Genomic DNA, 18,820 nt, shown 5'->3' on the forward strand with positions numbered 1-18,820 from the left:
GCCCCGAATGACCCGAAGTCCCCTTTGTTGCGGACCCAAGACCTACGACGCAAGCGGAAGAGCAGTGAGACGTGAGCAACCAGCGAATTCATGAGGCCCTGGACGCCGCCGGGCGCACCCCCAGCGAGAAGGACCTGGAAACCCTCAGCCGGCAGCTGAACCGCCCGGTGCGCGACGTGGTGGAGATCGGGGCGCGCTGCGTATGCGGCAACCCGCTGGTGGCCACCACCGCCCCGCGGCTGTCCTCCGGCATCCCGTTCCCCACTACCTACTACCTGACCCACCCGGTGGTCACCTCGGCCGTTTCCCGCCTGGAGGCCGCCGGGGTGATGAACCAGATGAACGAACGGCTCGGGCAGGACCCGCAGCTGGCCGCCGCCTACCGCGAAGCCCACGAATCCTACCTGGCCAACCGGGACGCGATTGGTCGGCGTTCGGGCACCGGTGAGGTTCCGGAGATCGCCGGGGTCTCGGCCGGGGGCATGCCCACCCGCGTGAAGTGCCTGCACGTGCTGGTCGGCCATTCCCTGGCCGCCGGGGAAGGGGTCAACCCGCTGGGCGACGAGGCGCTGGCCGGGATCGCCGAATGGTGGACCAAGGACGTGTGCTACTGCACCGGGGCCTGGGACACGAAGGGCCCGGCCCCCAGCCGGGACCGCTCCCGGCACGTGAAGACCCAGGCGGTGGATCCGGAAGTCAAACGCGCCGAGCGTGCCCGCAAGCGGGCCGAACGCCAGGCGGCAGGGGAGGAGAGCTAATGCGGGTAGCCGGGATCGACTGCGGCACCAATTCCATCAGGCTGCTGATCGCCGAGGCCAGCCAAGGCGCCGACGGCGTGCAGCTGGCCGACGTCGAGCGGCGCATGCAGATCGTGCGCCTGGGCCAGGGCGTGGACGCCACCGGGCGGTTCGCCCCCGAGGCCCTGGAACGCACCTACGCAGCGGTGCGCGACTACGCCGCGCTGATCGAGCAGCACCAGGTGGCGCACACCCGCTTCGTGGCCACCTCCGCCACCCGCGACGTGGCCAACCGCGAGGAGTTCCTGGACACCATCGAGCAGATCCTTTCGGTGCGCCCCGAGGTGATCAGCGGCCAGGAGGAAGCGGCGTTGTCCTTCGCCGGGGCGACCGGCGTGCTGCCGGCCGATGCGGCCGGGGAGCGGATGGTCATCGACCTGGGTGGGGGATCCACCGAGTTCGTGATCGGCGCCGGACGCACCCCGCGCACCGCGGTGAGCCTGGACATGGGCTGCGTGCGGGTCACCGAACGCTTCTTCTCCGACGGGCTGGGTGGACTGGATGCCCGCAGCCAGGCGGCGGACTTCATCGACGACCAGCTGCGCGTGCTCGAATCCCTGGACCTGTCCCAGCTGACCGGGCTGGTCGGGGTCGCCGGGACCATCACCACGCTGACCGCCCAGGCGCTGGGGCTGGAGCACTACGACTCGCGGCGCATCCACGGCGCGCAGCTGGACTTCTGCCAGATGCGTGAGGCGACCGGCGCGATCCTGGGCATGAACCGGGCCCAGCGTGCGGCGCTGGGCTTCATGCACCCCGGGCGCGTGGACGTGATCCAGGCCGGAGCGCTGATCGTGGAGCGCATCCTTTCCCACGTGCACCGGGCCACCAGCGGCCGGGTTGAGCGGATCACCGCCTCGGAACACGATATCCTCGATGGCATTGCCGCCTCGGTGGCCGCCCTGCACACCGCCTAGGCCCCAGGGGCCACCTTGGCCTCGGAGCCACCCTTGAGACCCACCCACCACACACCCGCACCCGATCATGTGTCACGGCCAGCCGGCCGGCGGCCCGGGGACTAGGAGGAAACCGTGTTCGCACGCACCGAGCCCCGGATCACCCGCACCCTTGGCACGCTGCTGGCCATGAGCCTGGCACTCGTGCTGGGGGTGGGCGGCAACCTGCTGCTGGCACCCAGCGCCCACGCCGACAGCATCCGCGAGGCCGAGTACTGGCTAGACTCGCTGGGCATCAAGGATGCCCACAAGGACGCCAAGGGCCAGGGGGTGAAGGTCGCGGTGATCGACACCGGCATCGACACCTCACACCCCGACCTGCGCGGGGCCGTCACCGGCGGCACCGACGTCTCCGGATCCGGCGGACCGACCGGCAACACCCCGATTGGGGCGCGCAGCGAGCACGGCACCCTGGTGGCCACCCTGCTGGCTGGACGCGGGAACAACAAGGCCGAGATCGACCGGGTCAAGGCCGAGAACGAGAAGCTGAAGACCGCGTGGGAGAAGGCCAAGAAGCACGCGGAAGAGGAAGACGAGGACGTTCCGGAGGAACCGGAGTACGAGACCGTGCCCAAGCCCTCCGGCGGGCCGGACGGCGTGCTGGGGGTGGCCCCGGCCGCAGAGCTGATGTCCGTCTCGCTGTGGATGGGCGGGCAGAACCCGGCCGGGATCCCGGTCGAGGAACAGATCCCGCGCGCGGTGCGCTGGGCCGTGGACAACGGGGCGAAGGTCATCAACATGTCCCTGGGCTCCACCAGCCCGGCCTGGCCCGAAAGCTGGGATTCGGCGTTCAAGTACGCCGAGGACCACGACGTGGTGGTCGTGGCCGCAGCCGGGAACCGTTCCGGCGGGATGAGCCAGGTCGGCGCGCCGGCCACCATCCCCGGGGTGCTGACCGTGGCCGGGGTCGACGAGTCGGGCAAGGCCTCGAAGGACTCCTCCACCGAGGGCATCTCGATCGGGGTGGCCGCCCCGGCCGAGCCGCTGGTCGGCGGCATGCCCGGCGGTGACTATGCCCGCTGGTCCGGCACCTCCGGCGCCGCGCCGATCGTCTCCGGCGTGGTGGCGTTGATCCGCTCCAAGTACCCGCAGATGAAGGCCCCACAGGTCATCAACCGGATCCTGAAGACCGCCAAGGACGCCGGCGCCCCCGGGGTGGACAACCTCTACGGCTACGGGATCATGGACGCGAAGGCGGCCCTGACCGCCGACGTCGCCGAGACCAGCACGAACCCGCTGGGCACCATCGCCGAATGGATCCACGTGCACCGCCGGGACACCGACGCCGGAGCGCAGGACACCAGGGAACCGGGCATCTCCATGGAGAAGTCCGACCTGAAGCAGGTCGCCGCCCCGCGGCCGGTCGTCCCGCCGCAGGAGGCGCCGCTGCTGCAGCCGGCGCTCGTGATCGGCGTGGGGGTGCTGCTGGTGCTGGCCCTGGGCCTGGGCGGCTGGCAGGCGGCCGCGGCCAACCGGCGCTACCAGCGCTCGAAGCAGATCGACGACGCGGCACTGAGCGACCTGAAGGTTGGCCGGGCCCCGGGCAGCCGGGACCTGTTTGACGACGTGCCTGAATAGCCTTGCGGCAGCCCGGACGGGCTTTGCGGACGGGGGCAGCGATCCGGGAGACCGGTGCGCTGCCCCCGTTGCTGTTTCCGCGGTCCTGGACAGCAGGGTCGCCCCTAATCAGTGAAGTTGGATCCGGGCCCGCCGCCGGGCCCTGCCCGGGACTGGACCGCCAAGGGCGAACCGGTCACAACACCGGGTGGCCAATCTCCCTCCCAATGGTTAGTGAATGTTTTCACTAACCTGGTTTTTCCGCGTAGAATCGGCCATATGTCAATCATCGAAAGCTCCCAGAAGCGTCCACGCATTCTCGTTGTCGGCGGCGGCTATGTCGGTCTGTACGTCGCGAAGAAGCTCCAGAAGAAGGTCAAGGCCCACGGCGGCATCGTGACCGTGGTGGACCCCAACCCCTACATGACTTACCTTCCGTTCCTGCCCGAGGTGGCCGGCGGCGGCATCGAACCACGCCACATCGTGGTCTCGCACCGCCAGCACCTGAAGGACTCGGAACTGATCAACGGTCGGGTCACCAGCATCGACCACGCCAGCAAGAAGGCCGTCATCGACCCGGTCAACGGCGAAAGCTTCGAACTGGAATACACCGACGTGGTGATGAGCGCCGGTTCGGTCACCCGTACCTTCCCCATCCCGGGCCTGGCCGAAGAGGGCATCGGGCTGAAGACCATCGAGGAAGCCACTGCGCTGCGCAACCAGGTTTCCGAGCGCATTGAATCGGCCTCCAACATGACCGACCCGGCCGAGCGCAAGCGTGCGCTGACCTTCGTGGTCGTCGGCGGCGGCTTCGCCGGCATCGAGACGATCACCGAAATCGAGGACATGGCCCGCTACGCCATCTCCCTGAACGACCGCATCGGCCAGGACGAAGCCCGCTTCGTGCTGATCGAGGCCATGGGCCGCATCATGCCCGAGGTCACCGAGGACCAGGCCGTCTGGGTTGTCGAGCACCTGCGCAGCCGCGGCATCGAGGTGCTGCTGAACACCTCGCTGGCCGACGCCACCGATGGCACCCTGAAGCTGATCAACATGGGCGACAAGTCCCCGGCCGGCGAATTCGACGCCGACACCCTGATCTGGTGCGCCGGCGTGATGGCCAACCCGATGGTTCGCTCCACCGACTTCGAGATCGAACAGCGCGGCCGCATCGAGACCCGCACCGACCTGCGCATCAAGGACGCCAACGGCGACCCGGTGGAGGGCGCCTGGGCGGCCGGCGACGTCTCGGCCGTGCCGGATGTGACCGGCGGGCTGCCCGACGGCACCTGCGTGCCCAACGCACAGCACGCCGTGCGCCAGGCCAAGCTGTTGGCCAAGAACCTGTACGCCGCCCGCTACGGCGTGGGCACCATCAAGGAGTACAAGCACAAGAACCTGGGTGCCGTTGCCGGTTTCGGCCGCAACAAGGGCGTGGCCCGCATCAAGTCGATCAAGCTGCGCGGCTGGCTGGCCTGGATGGCGCACCGCGGCTACCACGGCATGGCCATGCCGACCTTCGAGCGCAAGTTCCGCGTGCTCGGCGACTGGATGGTTGCCCTGTTCTTCAACCGCGATTCGCTGCAGCTGAACAACATGCAGAATCCGCGCAAGGCCTTCGAGGAGTCGGCCAAGCCGAAGAAGTAGCCTGCCGGCCGAAGAAGGCTGCATCAAGCGATGATTGACCCGACGGTGGGCCGACGCCACAGGCGCCGGCCCACCGATCCTTGCCGTTCCGGCGAAATTTCAGAAAATGGGAAAACATCGCGTAGGATTTTTCAAGCTGGCCCCTATGGTGGAATTGGCATACACGGCTGACTTAAAATCAGCTGCCGCAAGGCTTGTGGGTTCGAGTCCCACTGGGGGCACCAGATGAATGGCCGTTACTTCCCTTTATTTACGGGGGAGTAGCGGCCATTTGCTTTATTCTCATGCCGTCTTTGGGCACAATTTGGGCACATCTAACCGCAGGAAAGCGGATGCTGAGATTCAGGCCAAGCACCGCGCCAAGCTCAAAGAGCAGGCAGAGGCCGAGGCTAAGGAATCGCCAAAGTCACGTGACACTAACGTGATTACCTCTACTGATTACCCAACCTCACGTGAGCGTCACGTGACATTGGAAGGTAGAGGCAAGGAAGAGGCAGAGGCAAGGACTAAGGAACCTACCAATTCTGAACAAAGCTTTGATTCCAATACTGGCGAAGTCTTTGGGCCTGCATCAGATCATTGGAACACCTCGGACCCTTGGGGCAATCAAGAATCATCTTCGCTTGACCCTGCTGCTGCATTCCGACAGGCAGGCGGTTCCCTGTGATGTGCGACCGTTGCCAGTTGGCCCCTTGTGCTTGCCGGAATATCGGGCAGCTCATGGCCGGATCTCATGGCTCGGTTACTCGGGAGGTTGCGTTGGCTCAGTCGAAGCTTGCGCAGCTTCACCGGGCGGCTTGCCCTTGTCCTGCATGTTGGTCTGTCCGGGCCGCTTCGTTTGAGCGTTGGGCGCAGCAGCAGAACTCTACTCATTCGCGACACTCTCGCGAACTAAGGATTTCGAACATGAACACTACTATCATGGATCGTTCTTGCAGTAGAAGGCAGTTACGGAAAGTACACCAAGGCCGCCCTGCAGCATCTACTTGCAGACCATGGGTGGTACACCCGCGAATGCGACGGAAGCTTCGGCTACCATTCGCAGCTGGCTTTGCAGAAGTGGCTCAAGGACGACACCTAGGGATACGTAACCGGTTACCCGAATACCGACAAGCACGCCTACTACACGGGAGCACTCGACGGAGACGCGGGCAAGATGACTTGGAACGCATTCCGAGATGCTCTTTCCACCTTCTATAACTGGGCGGCTCAGGGTGTAAAGATCGGCCCTGTCTACCCTAACCCGTACCCACATGGCGGGGATTCCTCGACGCAGTTCGTTGCGCAGTTGCAGAAGTTCCTAAACGCGATGCGCCGCTAACCTAAAATCGCCCCTGGCTAACGCTGGGGGCGATCTTTTCGTTTAAGTTCATTTGGCTTTGGCGACCATTTCCAGTCCGTTTTTTTCGTACCGAACTACAACCGAGCTTGGCGCCGATTCAAGGTCGGAAAGATCATTCAAGATTTCTTCCGCTACAATTTCACCATCACCACCCCATTCAGGGTTGCCGGAGTAGCTAACAAGCAGTGATCCGTCTTTGCCAGACTCAAACGACGTAATGTCGTAGAACGGATAAACGATAGCGTCGGGGCAATCAGCACCTCGGTTATCTAGCCATTTCTTGCCAAGCTTGTTAGCCCATTCTTGACCTTTAGAATCGGCTTCGGGCCATTCCCACGCGATGCAGTTTTTATCCCACGCATTTTCTGGGCGACCTGAATCTATGGCTTCCTGCTTCGCTTTAGCAATATCCGCTGCCGAGAACGTGGCAGGTGCAACGGTGGCGGGGGCGCTGGACGCAGCTGTGGCGCTTGGCGCGGCCTCGGTGGACTGATTATTGCCCGTAGAGCATCCGGTGAGCGCGAGAGCGGCCAGCACAGCAGCGGCGGCAAGTGTTTTCTTCATAGGTCCCCTTGAAAGATCTTGTGTCGCCCCGACAAGCCAGAACCAAGTCGGGGCAACATATTTGAGTGTATCGAGTAGTAGCGACATTCAACTTGTCGGCGTAGTAGGCCAAGATTGAAAGTGAATCGCAATTCCGCGATTCCGTTTAGCACGTAAGGAAGTAACATGTCCGATTACCCAACAGCTTGGGACGCCTTGACCAAGGCAATCGGGGCCGCGAAAGGCTCCAAGTCTGGGGCAATTGATGACGTCGATCATCTGACTGTCGATCAGCGAATCGAAGTAGCCAAGGTTGCGGCGCTCCTTTCCATCTCGCGGGAACTTTCCGCGCTCAATCCTCAGAACAGTTCTTATCGTGACGACGAGGGAAACGCCCGTAACGGCTGGGGCCTGGAAACGCATGAGGACAAGCCTAAGCGTCGTCCAACTCGCAGGATTCACGAGGGATAGCGGGTAGAACGTGGCCCCTAGGTAAATGGCTGAACCTAGGGGCCGAGCCGTTCGTCGCGCCAATCACGCCGAACAGCCGAGTTGCCCCCAGCTCATCGAACTGCGGCCACGATTAATAGCCCAAGCTTGCCACCTGGTTTCATGGGCACGTTTTGGGCACACTTTGCGTAAATCTGGCGCTATTTGAGGTTGATTAGCGTTAGTGAAAACCGCTAGATTTCGCAGATCTGGCGCGTCCATGCGGGAAAAGAACGGCTTCGAGTCCCACTGGGGGCACCAAAAGATACGCCGCTACATCTCCGGTTTTCGCGGGGCGGTAGCGGCGTTGTTGTTTTCTGTGGCAGGTTCGGGAGCATGCCGGTGCACGCTGTCAGGTACTTCGATCCGGCATCCGGGCGCCGACAGCCCGAGCCTCCGCGGCCGGGGCTGTGTTGGCGGTGGGCTAGATGTCCTGCGCCTTGGCCCATGTCGTCCTGTCATAGTGGGCCCGGTGTTGACCGTTGCCGGTGGCCACCTCAACGGTCTTCAGCTCAGGGATGGCAGGTGCCAGATTTTCCATGAAATCCCGCGCAATGTCCTCAAGGATCGCACTTGCCGCTGGTCCCGGCCACGCGGCAAAGACCGCCGCGTCCTCCACACGAATCCGCAGCGTTCCAGGCTCACCTGCGGACCAGGAGTCAACGAAATAGTGCGGGATGGTGATCGCATCAGGGCACCGGGCCCGGTGAGCCTCGAGCCACTGCCGGCCCATCCGGTTCGCCCAGCGTTGCGGATCCGTCGCCGCCTGCGGGACCTGCCAGGCAATCACTGCTTGTCCCACGCGGCCTCGGGCCGTCCCTCGGCCAGCGCCCGGGAACGAGCTCGCTCCAGCTCGCTCGCGGTCTGTGGCACCGCCGATGCGGGGGCCGAAGCCGCGGCGGTGTTGCGTGTGGGGACAATGGGGGTCCCGGCGTTCGCCTCGGCGGTGAGCGCGGGATCGTTGCGCAGGAATTCGTCGGACATGGCGCTTGTTATCAATAGCAGGAGGATCGCGGTCAGCGACGCAAGGACGGCGGTGTTTCCTGCGATGCGCTTGACGCGACGAGACAAGGAACCCTCCAACCAATGACGTACCAGCTGCTCACGGGTCCCTGCCGACCGGCGGCTGGCAACCGCGCGGCACGAGGAAGTGATCCACCCACCACGACGCCGCTGCCAGCGGATTTGCGAGCCAGCCGGTGAGAACGCGTGAGCCTGTGAATCCATTATGTGGCACCTGCAAGTGAACTGCCATTTCGGGGTTCCGATGGTGATCTCATCCGTAGGAATGAGCGCCGGGAACACGAACTGACGTAGTCTTAAAGCAACTGTCGTTAAGTAGCAACGAGGCATCCTCGCCGACGCTTCGCGACTTGACCTAATTGAGGGGAAAAGACCTTGAACGGAAACCCGATCTTCGACTCCAAGAACCAGGCCCAGGCCTGGGGCACCAAGCAGTCCCAGAATCCTGTGGGCTTCCAGAACGCTCCGCAGATGAGCGCCAGCCAGCTGGAGGACATGTACCGCCAGCCATCGGCCACCGGTGCCGATACCGGCCGGATGACCATCGGCGATGTCATTAACAAGACCATCCTGACCCTGGCCCTGGTGGCCGTGGGTGCTGGCATCGGCTGGATGTTCCCGGCCCTGATGCTTGTTGGCGCGATCGTCGGGCTGGTTCTCGGCCTTGTCAACGCCTTCAAGAAGATGCCCTCCCCGCCGCTGATCCTGGCCTACGCGCTGGCAGAGGGTCTGTTCCTGGGTGGTCTCTCGCAGGCCCTGAACTCGCTCTACCCGGGCGTGGCCGTGCAGGCGCTGGTCGCCTCCATTGCCGTGGCCGCCACCACCCTGGCGCTGTACCGTTCGGGCAAGTACCGGATGACCCCGAAGCTGAACAAGATGTTCTTCGTCGCGATGATCGGCATGCTGGTCTTCTCGCTGCTGAACTTCGTGCTGATGCTCACCGGCGCGGTTGATGGAATGTTCGGCCTGCGCAGCGCCGGCGGCGGCATGCTGGGCCTGGCCATTGGCGTGCTGGCGGTTCTGCTGGCGACCTACGCCCTGGTCTCGGACTTCACCATGATCGAGGACCTGTCCAACCGCGGCGCCCCGGCCATCATGGCCTGGCGCGGTGCGTTCGGGCTGACCATGACCCTCATCTGGATGTACGTGGAGATCCTGCGCATTCTGTCTATCCTGCGCGAGCAGTAATAATCATATTGAGCGCTCAAACCGGAAGCGGTATCAGATTTGGATACCGCTTCCGGTTTTTTGTCACAATCGGTTCATAGACCACGGAAGCCGTGAAACGAAAGGGTAGCTTAGAGCCATGAAGAGCAGGATGTTTTCGTGGGCGCGCCGTTTGAGGGTGGCTCCACCGTCCGCTCCTACCTCCGCCATTGAGGAATTGGCGCCGGGACCGGCGGCCTTCCGTGATGGTGAGGACCTGCCCTACGGCATGCGCATCGCCGCGTCCTGGGCGTGGCGGTTCCTGGTCGTGGTGCTCGCCGTCGGCGTGGTCATCTGGCTGCTGTCGAAGATTTCGCTGCTGCTGATCCCGTTGATGGTCGCCGCGCTGCTCACTGGCCTGCTCGGGCCGTTGGTTGAGTTCATGCACGGCCGTCTGGCCGTGCCGCGGGGGCTGGCGGTGGGCATCACCGTGATCGGCTTCCTGGCGGTGATCACCGCCGGGCTGACGATGGTCGGCCAGCGGCTGAGCACCGGGTTCAGCGCCCTGTGGAATCAGGCCGTCATCGGCATCTACCAGGTGCAGGACTGGCTGTTCAACGGGCCGCTGCAGCTGAGCAACGACGACCTGGCCAATGTGGTCAACGACGCGCTGCTGCAGCTGCGTTCGAACGCCTCAAACATCCTGAGCGAGGCGCTGAGCTGGGGATCGGTGCTGGGCCAGATCCTGACCGGGATCCTGCTGGCGATCTTCGCGCTGATCTTCCTGCTGTTGGACGGGCGCAAGATCGGCACGTTCATGATCAACCTGCTGCCGCGCCGGGCCCGCCCGGCTATGGACGGGGCGGCGACCCGCGGGTGGAACTCGATGATCCGCTACGTGCGGGTCCAGGTGCTGGTGGCGTTCATTGACGCGGTCGGCATCGGCTTCGGGGCCTTCTTCCTGGGAGTTCCGCTGGCCCTGCCGCTGGGCGTGCTGGTGTTCCTGGGCTCGTTCATCCCGATTCTCGGCGCGCTGTTCACCGGCGCCGTCGCGGTGCTGCTGGCCCTGGTGGCCAACGGCTGGGTGAACGCGCTGATCATGCTGGCCGTGGTGCTGGCGGTGCAGCAGGCCGAGTCCAACATCCTGCAGCCGCTGATCATGGGCAAGGCCGTGAGCCTGCACCCGCTGGCCGTGGTGATGGCCGTGGCCGGAGGCACCATGGTGGCGCAGATCCCCGGGGCGCTGTTCGCGGTGCCGCTGATGGCGGTGCTGAACTCGATGGTCAAGTACATCGCCCACCGGTCCTGGGAACACGACCCGTTCGTGACCGAACACTACGGGCCGCAGCAACCCGCACCCCGGCCGACGGAACCCGAACGTGAACCCACCGCAGGCATCGGCTCTTCAGACACCGCAGCCCCCGTCCCGGCCGTGCAGCCGCCGCCCGGGGAACGGAATGAACCCGAACCGAACGAGGACCAACCGTGAGTACAGTGCAACAGCTACCCGTCACCCTGGAGGACATCGAGGCCGCCCGCAAGGTGCTGGCCCCGATCATTTCGCTGACCCCGGTGGAACACTCCCGGATGCTTTCCCGCCAGGTCGGCTCGGAGGTCTACCTCAAGTGCGAGAACATGCAGCGCGCCGGCTCCTTCAAGGTGCGTGGGGCGTATGTGCGCATGAGCAAGCTCAGCGACGCCGAGAAGGCGCGCGGCGTGGTGGCGGCCTCGGCCGGCAATCACGCCCAGGGGGTGGCCCAGGCCGCCAGCCACCTGGGCATCAAGGCGCGAATCTACATGCCGGTGGGGGTGGCGCTGCCCAAGCTGACCGCCACCCGCGACCACGGGGCCGATGTGGTGCTGCACGGCACCACCGTGGATGAGGCGCTGGCCGAGGCGCAGCGCTACGCCGATGAGACCGGGGCGGTATTCGTGCACCCCTTCGACCACCCCGACATCATCGCCGGGCAGGGGACCATTGGGCTGGAGCTGCTGGAGCAGCTGCCGGAGGTGGACACCGTGCTGATGGGCGTGGGCGGCGGCGGGCTGCTGGCCGGGGTGGCGGTGGCGCTGAAGGAAAAGGCACGCCAGCTGGGCCGGCAGATCAAGGTGATCGGGGTGCAGGCGGAGAATGCGGCCGCCTACCCTCCCTCGCTGGCCGCCGACGCGCTGGTGCCGCTGGACACGGTGCACACCATCGCCGACGGCATCGCGGTGGGCCGCCCCGGGCAGCTGCCCTTCCAAATCGTCAAGGCGCTGGTCGATGACGTGGTCACCGTCTCCGAGGATGCGCTGGCCCAGGCGCTGGTGGTGCTGCTGGAGCGCAACAAGCTGGTGGTGGAGCCGGCCGGCGCGGTCGGGGTGGCGGCGCTGATGGAAAACCTGCTGGCCAAGCACGGCATTGAATCAAAGAACTGCGCGGTGATCCTCTCCGGGGGAAACATCGACCCGCTGCTGATGCTCAAGGTGATCCAGCGCGGCCTGGCCGCCGGTGGCCGCTACCTGACCATCCGGATGATGCTGCCCGACCGCCCCGGCGCGCTGGCCAGCATCTCGCGGATCATCGCCGAATCCGATGCGAACGTCACCCGGCTGGACCACACCCGCATCGGCGGGGCGCTGTCCATGGGGGACGTGGCAATCACCATCGACATGGAAACCCGCGGCCACGAGCACTCGGAGATGGTGCTGAACAACCTGCGCGCCGAGGGCTTCGAACCGGTGATAACCAGTTCGGCCGGCGGCTCGGTGGCCTAGCCACGCCCGGACGCCGGAGCTTGCCACAGCGGCAAGCCGGCTCAAAGACCGCACCCCCGGGCCCGCGCCGAAGCGCAGGCACCGGGGGTGCGGCTTGTTTTCGCGGGGCGGGGCCGGGACCGTGGTCCTGGGCCTCGCTGCCCTTGCGTGGCTAGAAGGGCTTGGCGGAGACAATCTCCACGGCGATGTCACGGCCGTTGGGGGCCAGGTAGCTCAGCTTGTCGCCAACCTTGGCACCATGGATGGCCTGCCCGATGGGGGACTGCTCCGAGTAAACTTCCAGTTCGCTGTCGCCAGCGACCTCGCGGCTGCCGAACAGGAAGGTGGTCTCATCGCCGGCGATCTTGGCGACCACCAGCATGCCCGGCTCAACCACGCCGTCATCGGCCGGAGGCTCCCCGACGTGGGCGCGACGCAGCAGGTCGGTCAGGTACACGATGCGGGCCTCGGCCTTGCCCTGCTCCTCGCGGGCGGCGTGGTATCCGCCGTTTTCCTTCAAATCGCCCTCGGACCGGGCCTGCTCGATGCGGGCGACGATCTCAGCACGCCCCGGGCCGGAGAGGTAATCCAGTTCCTCTTTCAGGCGGTCGTAGGCTTCCTGAGTCAGCCACACGACAGGTTCGCTACTGTTGGTGCTCACGTTGTACTCCCTCATGATCAGTGAAAGACTTCGCCCTGCCGGCGCTCCACCGGTAGGGGAGAACACCGACGGCGTCCACCGCATGCACGGAAGGACGCCGGGCGAAGTCTATGTTGTTACGTTTCTGCCGGCTCGACGCCAGGGGCGCCACAAGCAAAAGACCCCGCAGACGCAATGGAGCGAACCAGCGTGGTCCACTCCCTGGGCCGTTGCGGGGCGAATCGTACTTTCATCGATGATAGTCGCGATCGGGCAATAAACCCAATAGATCGACTGCCGTGCAAGAAACTTTCAGGAAATGTTACCGCCCCTAAAACCCCCTTGAACCAGGGCCGGGCGGCGCTAGAAGTCCTTGGGCACCTTGTAGCAGTCCTCGATGCCGGCGGTGGTGGCCAGGTTGTCCGTACGCAGCGGAACGTCGAGCTTCAGCTGCACATGGCGCGGGTTCTCCTCGGCCTCCAGGACCACGGTCTTGAACCCGACCACCGCGTAGCTGTCGTTCATCGCCCGCACTTCGCACTGGACCCGGTTCTTCGAGTCGTAGGAGACCTCCACGGTGGCCACGGCCTGGGTGGGTGAGATGATCTCAAAGCCCACGTCCTGGGAGGAGATCGGGGTGAAGTTGTTGATCCCGGCGTATGCCGCACCCACCACGCCCACGCCCAGGGCCCCGGCAATCAGCCAATTGCGGGTCTTGGGCGACAGTCGTTTCTTGGGTGTGTGGTAACGACCCATTAAGCTGGGATCAGACATGCAGCGCCTCTTGGTACTCTCTCAACAATCCGAATGGGACCAGTCTCCAGTCTACTGGCCAACGCGTGGAAGGAATATTCCGCGGCCGGTGAGAGTTGTCATGACGGGGTGCCGCGCCGGGCTTTACCCCGGCCCGAGGCACCAGAGAACGCAAAAGGAAAGAGCTTAGTGGAGAGTCACGACGTGAAGAAGATGGCCCCGTCCCAGGGACTGCGGCTGCTGGCAGTCCATGCCCACCCCGATGACGAGTCCTCCAAGGGCGCGGCCACCATGGCCGCCTATGTCGACGCCGGCGCCGAGGTGATGGTGGTGACCTGCACCGGCGGTGAACGCGGGGACATCCTCAATGCCGCCGCCGGGGAGCTGGCCCACGCCCACCGCGACCTGCCCGGGGTGCGTCGCGGGGAGATGGCCGAGGCCGCCGCCGTGCTGGGCATCGAACACCGCTGGCTGGGCTACGTGGATTCGGGGCTGCCCGAGGGCGACCCGGTGCCCGAACTGCCCTTCGGCGCGTTCGCGCTGCAGCCGGTGGAGGTTGCCGCGGCCGGGCTGATCAAGCTGATCCGCGAATTCCGTCCCCACGTGATCACCACCTACGACGAAAACGGCGGCTACCCGCACCCGGATCACATCCACTCCCACCGGGTGGCGCTGTTTGCCTTTGAGCACGCCAACAACCCGGACATGTACCCGGAACTGGGGCAGCCGTGGGAGGTGCGCAAGCTGTACTACGACCGCGCCTTTGCCCCCGAGCGCTTCCGCACCCTGCACTACGCCATGCTCGACGCCGGCTACGACTCGCCCTACACCGAACGGGTGCAGCGCTGGGAGGAGGACCAGCAGGACCAGATGTTCAGCTGGGTCTCCCCGCACACCACGACCACCCAGGTGTACTGCGCGGACTACTTCACGAAGCGTGACCAGGCGCTTTTGGCCCACCGCACGCAGATCGACCCTGAGGGCTTCTTCTTCGCCGTGCCCGAGTACCTCTATGCCGAACACTGGCCGTGGGAGGACTACACGCTGATCACCTCCAAGGTGCCCACCGAATTGCCTGAGTCCGACCTGTTCGCCGGGCTCAGATAGCGGCCCGCCACGCTAAGATAGTAGTAGGGCACTAACGCTGTAGAAATGAGTTGTACTAACCCGTGAACCATCTGACCTTGCTGTTGGCCAGCGCACCGGCCAACGAGTCGACCTCCAGTTACAACGCGGTCAGCCAGACCGGGCCGGGCTTCCTTGGCTTCGTGTTCACCGCGCTGATGGTGATCGCCGCGATCTTCCTGATCCGCGACATGATCCGCCGGGTGCGCCGCGTGCGCTACACCTCCGAAGCCGAATCCCGCCAGCAGCGCCTGGTGGCCCGCGGGGAATCGCAGCCGCTGCAGAAGCCCGCCGGGAAGATCGACCCGAAAACCCGGGAAAAGTGATCTGACCCCAACCAGCGATCCGGTCACCGGGCGGCGGGCTTCGGCCCGCCCCCGGTGATCGTGCATTTAACGCCACCGGCGACCCGGGACGGTGGCGCCGGAACATTCCAGGGGTCGCAGAACGGGGCGGGGAGGAACAACATGAAGCAGGTGCTGCTGTGGCTGCTGGCCGCGGCGGCGGTGGCCCTGGGCATCGCCGCGTTCATCTACGGCGGCTTTGACGATTCACCGGGGCTGCAGGGGCTCGGTGCCCTGCTGGTACTCGGCACGCTGATCTGGCTGGCGCGCCGCCGACGCCGTTCCCGTGCGGGCGTCGGGCCCGGAGGCGACGGGCCCTGAGCCGACGGCCCCGGAGACGACGGTGGGTGCGGCGGGCTGGGTGAACCCTGGTGGCTGGCGCCCAACCCCCTGCGGCCGGCCCGCCGGCGGTAGCATGCCGGTATGGCCAATCGACTAGAGCACGCATCCAGCCGCTACCTCAGGCAGCACGCCCACCAGCTGGTGGACTGGTGGTCCTACTCGGCCGAGCCCTTCGCCGAAGCCCGGCGCCGGGACCGCCCGGTGATGCTCTCCATCGGGTACGCCGCCTGCCACTGGTGCCACGTCATGTCCCGCGAGTCCTTCGACGACCCGCAGGTTGCCGCCTACCTGAACGAACATTTCGTCTCAATCAAGGTCGACCGGGAACAGCATCCGCTGGTCGATGACACCTACATGCTCGCCACCCAGGCCCTGACCGGGGCCGGCGGCTGGCCAATGACCGTGTTCACGCTGCCCGACGGGCGCACCTTCCACGCTGGCACCTACTTCCCGCCCCGGCAGCGCGGCCGGGTGCCCTCCTTCATGCAGGTGCTCACCGCCGTCACCGAGGCCTACACCCAGCGCCGTGAGGGGGTCGAGCAGCAGGCCGCGGCGCTGGCCGAGCACCTGGTGGAACTCAGCCGCGGACAACACCAGATGATGAAGTTCTCCGCCGATCCCGCCACGGTCCAGGACGGGAACCAGGCCGAGGGGCAGGCACTGGAGGTTGCGGTGCACCAGTGGATCAAGACCACCCGCAGCGAGGGCGGGTTCACCCCCGCCCCCAAATTCCCGCCCACCCAGTCACTGGTGGTGCTCTGGCAGCAGGTGCTCACCCACCCCGAGCCGGGCCCGCTGTTCGACGCGGCCGCCACCACCACCGAGGAGATCGTGCTCGGCGGTTTGCAGGACCACGTGGGGGGAGGCTTCGCCCGCTACTGCGTGGATGAGCATTGGGCGGTACCGCACTTTGAGAAGATGATCTACGACAACGCCCAGCTGCTGCGGCTGCTGGGACTGTGCCAGCTGGCCTGCACCCAGCTGGCGGCCACCGGCACGGACCCCGCCCGGACCCAGCGCGCGACAGCGCTGGCCGAGGCCTGCACCCGCGCCGCCGCCGGCACCGCCACCTGGCTGCGGGATTCGATGCTCACCGGGCAGAGCGGGGACCGGCACCGCGCCCTGGCCGCCTCCCGGGACGCGGACTCGCTGCGCGACGGGCAGCACGTCGAGGGCGGGGCCTACACGCTGACCCGCGAGGAGTTCGACCAGGCCGCCGCCGGCCTGGACAGTCCGCTGCCCGAAGACCTGATCCGGTTGGCCGAGGTCGCCGAGGACCCGGGACACTACTGCCTGTCCCTGCGGCGCATGCCCCGCGGGAGCGAACGCGAAACCTGGCAGCGGCTGCTGCAGGCGGTGCGCGAGCTGGTGGCCGAGCGCCCGGCCCCGGCCCGGGACAGCAAGGTGGTGGCCGGGTGGAACGGGCTGGCCATCGAGGCGCTGTGCCAGGCCGCGATCGTGTTTGAGAACCCGGGGCACCGGCAGCTGGCCGAACAGGTGGCCCACACGGTGTGGGAGATCCACGTTGCCGCCGCCACCGGCACCCTGGCCCGGGTGAGCTTTGAAAACCAGGCCGAGCAGGGCAACGAGGGAACCCTGGAGGATTACGCGGGGATGGCCCTGGGCTTCGCGGCCCTGGCGCTCGCCGAACCCTCCGGCCCCTGGGCCCTGCGCCGTGACCGGCTGCTGGAACAGGCGCTGAGCTTCATCGACGAACAAGGCCTGGCCCGGGACACCCGCGAACTGGACCCGGCGCTGGCCGCCCAGCGCGGGCAGCAGCCGGCGGCCACCGCCTTGGATGACGCGGTGCCCGCCGCCTCCTCCCTGCTGGCCCGGGCGCTGCTGCTGCGCGCCCAGCACACCATGGCCGTGCCGGACCAGGACGGCGCCGGGCCTGACAACGAAGAACGGGTGGACCGGGACATGCAGGCCGCCCAGGCCCTGGTGGGGCACAGCCCTGTGGTGGCCGCGCGCTTCCCCTCCGCGGTGGCCGGCGCGCTGGAGGTGCAGGGGCTGCTGCAGTCGCCCATCCAGTACCTGCGCATCTCCGGCGGCGAACCCCGCCAGCTTGGCGCCCTGCGCAGGCTGGCCACGGTGCTCGGCCTGCCGGTCGGGGCCGGCGACGAGCAGCAGCCGGCCGGGCCGGGCAACGCCCTGCGCATCTACCCGTGCCGGCACACCACCTGCCAGGCGCCGGTGGCCGACGCGGCCGCCCTGCTCCAGACGCTGCGCCGGGGGTAGAGGGAGAACAGGGACGGCGCGGTGGCGATGTGTGGCGGCGCGGATGCACGCCCCGGGGCCGGTATGGCGGTAAATTTAGACACAGTGCCGCACGGCACGGCGCGCATGCCGCCAGGTTTCACGCCACATGGACAAGAGGACACGTCAGGAGGAGCAGGTGGGCCTACCGTCCCTTGCCTATCGACTCTACGAGCGCCGGCTGGCCAGGTCGCTGCCGGGGGACAAGCTGCCGCACCACATCGGTGTGATGGTCGATGGGAACCGCCGGTGGGCGAAGCTGGCCGGAAGCACCACCGCCGCTGGCCACCAGGCCGGGGCGGAGAAGATCCTGGAGTTCCTGGAATGGTGTGAGGACCTGGGCATCAAGGTCGTGACCCTGTACATGCTCTCCACCGACAACCTGAACCGGGAACCGGCCGAACTGCGTGACCTGCTGGACATCATCGGCAACCTGCTCGACGAGTTGGGACACACCAACCGGGTGCAGGTGCAGCAGGTGGGGGCCCGGGACCTGCTGCCGGCGGACCTGGCCCAGAAGCTGACCGACCTGGAGGCTGCCACCGCCAACCGCAATGGCGTGCACGTGAACGTGGCCATCGGCTACGGGGGCCGGCGCGAAATCATCGACGCGGTCAAATCGCTGCTGAACGACGCGGCCAGCCGCGGCCAGTCCCTGAAGGACGTCGCGGACAACCTGGACGTGGACTCGCTGGGCGCCTACCTGTACACCAAGGGCCAGCCGGACCCGGACCTGGTGATCCGCACCAGCGGGGAACAGCGCCTGTCCGGGTTCCTGACCTGGCAGAGCGCCTACTCGGAGTTCTACTTCTGCGAGGCCCTGTGGCCGGACTTCCGGCGGGTCGACTTCCTGCGGGCCCTGCGGGACTTCGCCGACCGGCAGCGCCGCTTCGGGGCCTGACTCGGCCCATCTCCTTTTTTCGACCGGCCCCCACCGCCGCGAAGACCGGTCCGGCGGGCCGGGGTGGTGGCAAACCCGCGGCTGACAGCGCCATCTGCGTGAGCTTCGAGCCCAGAACCTGATCGATACCCAAAAGAAACCTGGTGTTGGCTTTTTCGACTCCCCGCCGGGGATAGGCTGGGCACACAGGCCCAGCCAGGACGGCCGGGCCGAACGAAAG

The 18,820-nt window shown here is 66.2% G+C and carries 19 protein-coding genes and 1 tRNA gene; 15 read left to right on the top strand and 5 right to left on the bottom strand.

The features are described 5' to 3' along the window. Positions 1 to 71: 71 nt before the first annotated feature. From GcLGCM259_RS02990 to GcLGCM259_RS03015, 6 genes are all read left to right on the top strand, one after another. Positions 72 to 758 carry a DUF501 domain-containing protein gene (locus GcLGCM259_RS02990; protein WP_138173584.1) on the top strand — a complete coding sequence of 229 codons (687 nt, stop codon included), beginning with the start codon at positions 72 to 74 and terminating at the stop codon, positions 756 to 758. Beyond that, positions 758 to 1,714: a Ppx/GppA phosphatase family protein gene (locus tag GcLGCM259_RS02995; protein ID WP_138925716.1), complete on the top strand. Its 957-nt coding sequence runs from the start codon at positions 758 to 760 to the stop codon at positions 1,712 to 1,714. Before GcLGCM259_RS02990 ends, GcLGCM259_RS02995 begins: the two co-directional genes overlap by 1 nt. A gap of 114 nt (positions 1,715 to 1,828) precedes the next feature. Next, positions 1,829 to 3,331 carry a S8 family serine peptidase gene (locus tag GcLGCM259_RS03000; protein WP_425459788.1) on the top strand — a complete coding sequence of 501 codons (1,503 nt, stop codon included), beginning with the start codon at positions 1,829 to 1,831 and terminating at the stop codon, positions 3,329 to 3,331. Positions 3,332 to 3,589: 258 nt separating this feature from the next. Next, on the top strand, positions 3,590 to 4,957 hold the full coding sequence (locus GcLGCM259_RS03005; RefSeq protein WP_138925717.1) for an NAD(P)/FAD-dependent oxidoreductase: 1,368 nt from the start codon (positions 3,590 to 3,592) through the stop codon (positions 4,955 to 4,957). Between the two features lie 139 nt (positions 4,958 to 5,096). Next, positions 5,097 to 5,181 (top strand) — tRNA-Leu (locus GcLGCM259_RS03010). A gap of 5 nt (positions 5,182 to 5,186) precedes the next feature. Further along, complete coding sequence (locus GcLGCM259_RS03015; protein ID WP_138925718.1) at positions 5,187 to 5,624, top strand: hypothetical protein; 438 nt, start codon at positions 5,187 to 5,189, stop codon at positions 5,622 to 5,624. A gap of 702 nt (positions 5,625 to 6,326) precedes the next feature. Here GcLGCM259_RS03015 and GcLGCM259_RS03020 read toward each other — a convergent pair. After that, positions 6,327 to 6,863, bottom strand: coding sequence for a hypothetical protein (locus tag GcLGCM259_RS03020; RefSeq protein WP_138925719.1), 537 nt, complete (start codon positions 6,861 to 6,863; stop codon positions 6,327 to 6,329). 165 nt (positions 6,864 to 7,028) lie between these two features. Between GcLGCM259_RS03020 and GcLGCM259_RS03025 the strand changes: the two genes are divergently transcribed. Next, complete coding sequence (locus GcLGCM259_RS03025; RefSeq protein ID WP_138925720.1) at positions 7,029 to 7,313, top strand: hypothetical protein; 285 nt, start codon at positions 7,029 to 7,031, stop codon at positions 7,311 to 7,313. A 442-nt stretch (positions 7,314 to 7,755) separates the two neighbouring features. Here the strand turns inward: GcLGCM259_RS03025 and GcLGCM259_RS03030 are convergent, their stop codons facing one another. Continuing rightward, entirely contained in the window at positions 7,756 to 8,133 is a 378-nt protein-coding gene (locus GcLGCM259_RS03030) for a hypothetical protein (protein ID WP_138925721.1), read from the bottom strand. After that, on the bottom strand, positions 8,118 to 8,315 hold the full coding sequence (locus tag GcLGCM259_RS03035; protein WP_175419304.1) for a hypothetical protein: 198 nt from the start codon (positions 8,313 to 8,315) through the stop codon (positions 8,118 to 8,120). The genes GcLGCM259_RS03030 and GcLGCM259_RS03035 overlap by 16 nt, the downstream gene beginning before the upstream one ends. A 414-nt stretch (positions 8,316 to 8,729) precedes the next feature. On the opposite strand from GcLGCM259_RS03035, the gene GcLGCM259_RS03040 reads away from it, so the two are divergent. From GcLGCM259_RS03040 to ilvA, 3 genes are all read left to right on the top strand, one after another. Further along, positions 8,730 to 9,542, top strand: a complete 813-nt coding sequence (locus GcLGCM259_RS03040) for a Bax inhibitor-1/YccA family protein (protein ID WP_138173592.1) — start codon at positions 8,730 to 8,732, stop codon at positions 9,540 to 9,542. Between the two features lie 157 nt (positions 9,543 to 9,699). Further along, a complete protein-coding gene (locus GcLGCM259_RS03045) occupies positions 9,700 to 10,989 on the top strand; it encodes an AI-2E family transporter (protein WP_246049728.1) in 1,290 nt (429 codons plus the stop codon). After that, positions 10,986 to 12,257 carry a threonine ammonia-lyase gene (gene ilvA / locus GcLGCM259_RS03050; RefSeq protein WP_138173596.1) on the top strand — a complete coding sequence of 424 codons (1,272 nt, stop codon included), beginning with the start codon at positions 10,986 to 10,988 and terminating at the stop codon, positions 12,255 to 12,257. Before GcLGCM259_RS03045 ends, ilvA begins: the two co-directional genes overlap by 4 nt. Positions 12,258 to 12,408: 151 nt before the next feature. On the opposite strand, the gene greA is transcribed toward ilvA, so the two are convergent. Next, complete coding sequence (greA, locus tag GcLGCM259_RS03055; RefSeq protein ID WP_396277975.1) at positions 12,409 to 12,912, bottom strand: transcription elongation factor GreA; 504 nt, start codon at positions 12,910 to 12,912, stop codon at positions 12,409 to 12,411. 327 nt (positions 12,913 to 13,239) lie between these two features. After that, positions 13,240 to 13,632: a DUF4307 domain-containing protein gene (locus GcLGCM259_RS03060; RefSeq protein ID WP_171021095.1), complete on the bottom strand. Its 393-nt coding sequence runs from the start codon at positions 13,630 to 13,632 to the stop codon at positions 13,240 to 13,242. Positions 13,633 to 13,842: 210 nt separating this feature from the next. On the opposite strand from GcLGCM259_RS03060, the gene mca reads away from it, so the two are divergent. The 5 genes from mca (at position 13,843) to GcLGCM259_RS03085 (ending at position 18,600) form a co-directional block, all read left to right on the top strand. Then, complete coding sequence (gene mca / locus GcLGCM259_RS03065; protein WP_138173658.1) at positions 13,843 to 14,736, top strand: mycothiol conjugate amidase Mca; 894 nt, start codon at positions 13,843 to 13,845, stop codon at positions 14,734 to 14,736. Positions 14,737 to 14,798: 62 nt separating this feature from the next. Further along, positions 14,799 to 15,080, top strand: a complete 282-nt coding sequence (locus GcLGCM259_RS03070) for a hypothetical protein (protein WP_138173600.1) — start codon at positions 14,799 to 14,801, stop codon at positions 15,078 to 15,080. A gap of 141 nt (positions 15,081 to 15,221) precedes the next feature. Continuing rightward, the gene (locus GcLGCM259_RS03075) at positions 15,222 to 15,419 is read left to right on the top strand and encodes an LPXTG cell wall anchor domain-containing protein (RefSeq protein WP_138925724.1); all 198 of its coding nucleotides are present in this window, start codon (positions 15,222 to 15,224) and stop codon (positions 15,417 to 15,419) included. Positions 15,420 to 15,521: 102 nt separating this feature from the next. After that, positions 15,522 to 17,681, top strand: coding sequence for a thioredoxin domain-containing protein (locus tag GcLGCM259_RS03080; RefSeq protein WP_138925725.1), 2,160 nt, complete (start codon positions 15,522 to 15,524; stop codon positions 17,679 to 17,681). Positions 17,682 to 17,808: 127 nt separating this feature from the next. After that, entirely contained in the window at positions 17,809 to 18,600 is a 792-nt protein-coding gene (locus GcLGCM259_RS03085; protein WP_138173604.1) for an isoprenyl transferase, read from the top strand. Positions 18,601 to 18,820 lie beyond the last annotated feature (220 nt).

The organism is Glutamicibacter creatinolyticus, from assembly GCF_006094275.1.
Taxonomy (GTDB): Bacteria; Actinomycetota; Actinomycetes; order Actinomycetales; family Micrococcaceae; genus Glutamicibacter; species Glutamicibacter creatinolyticus.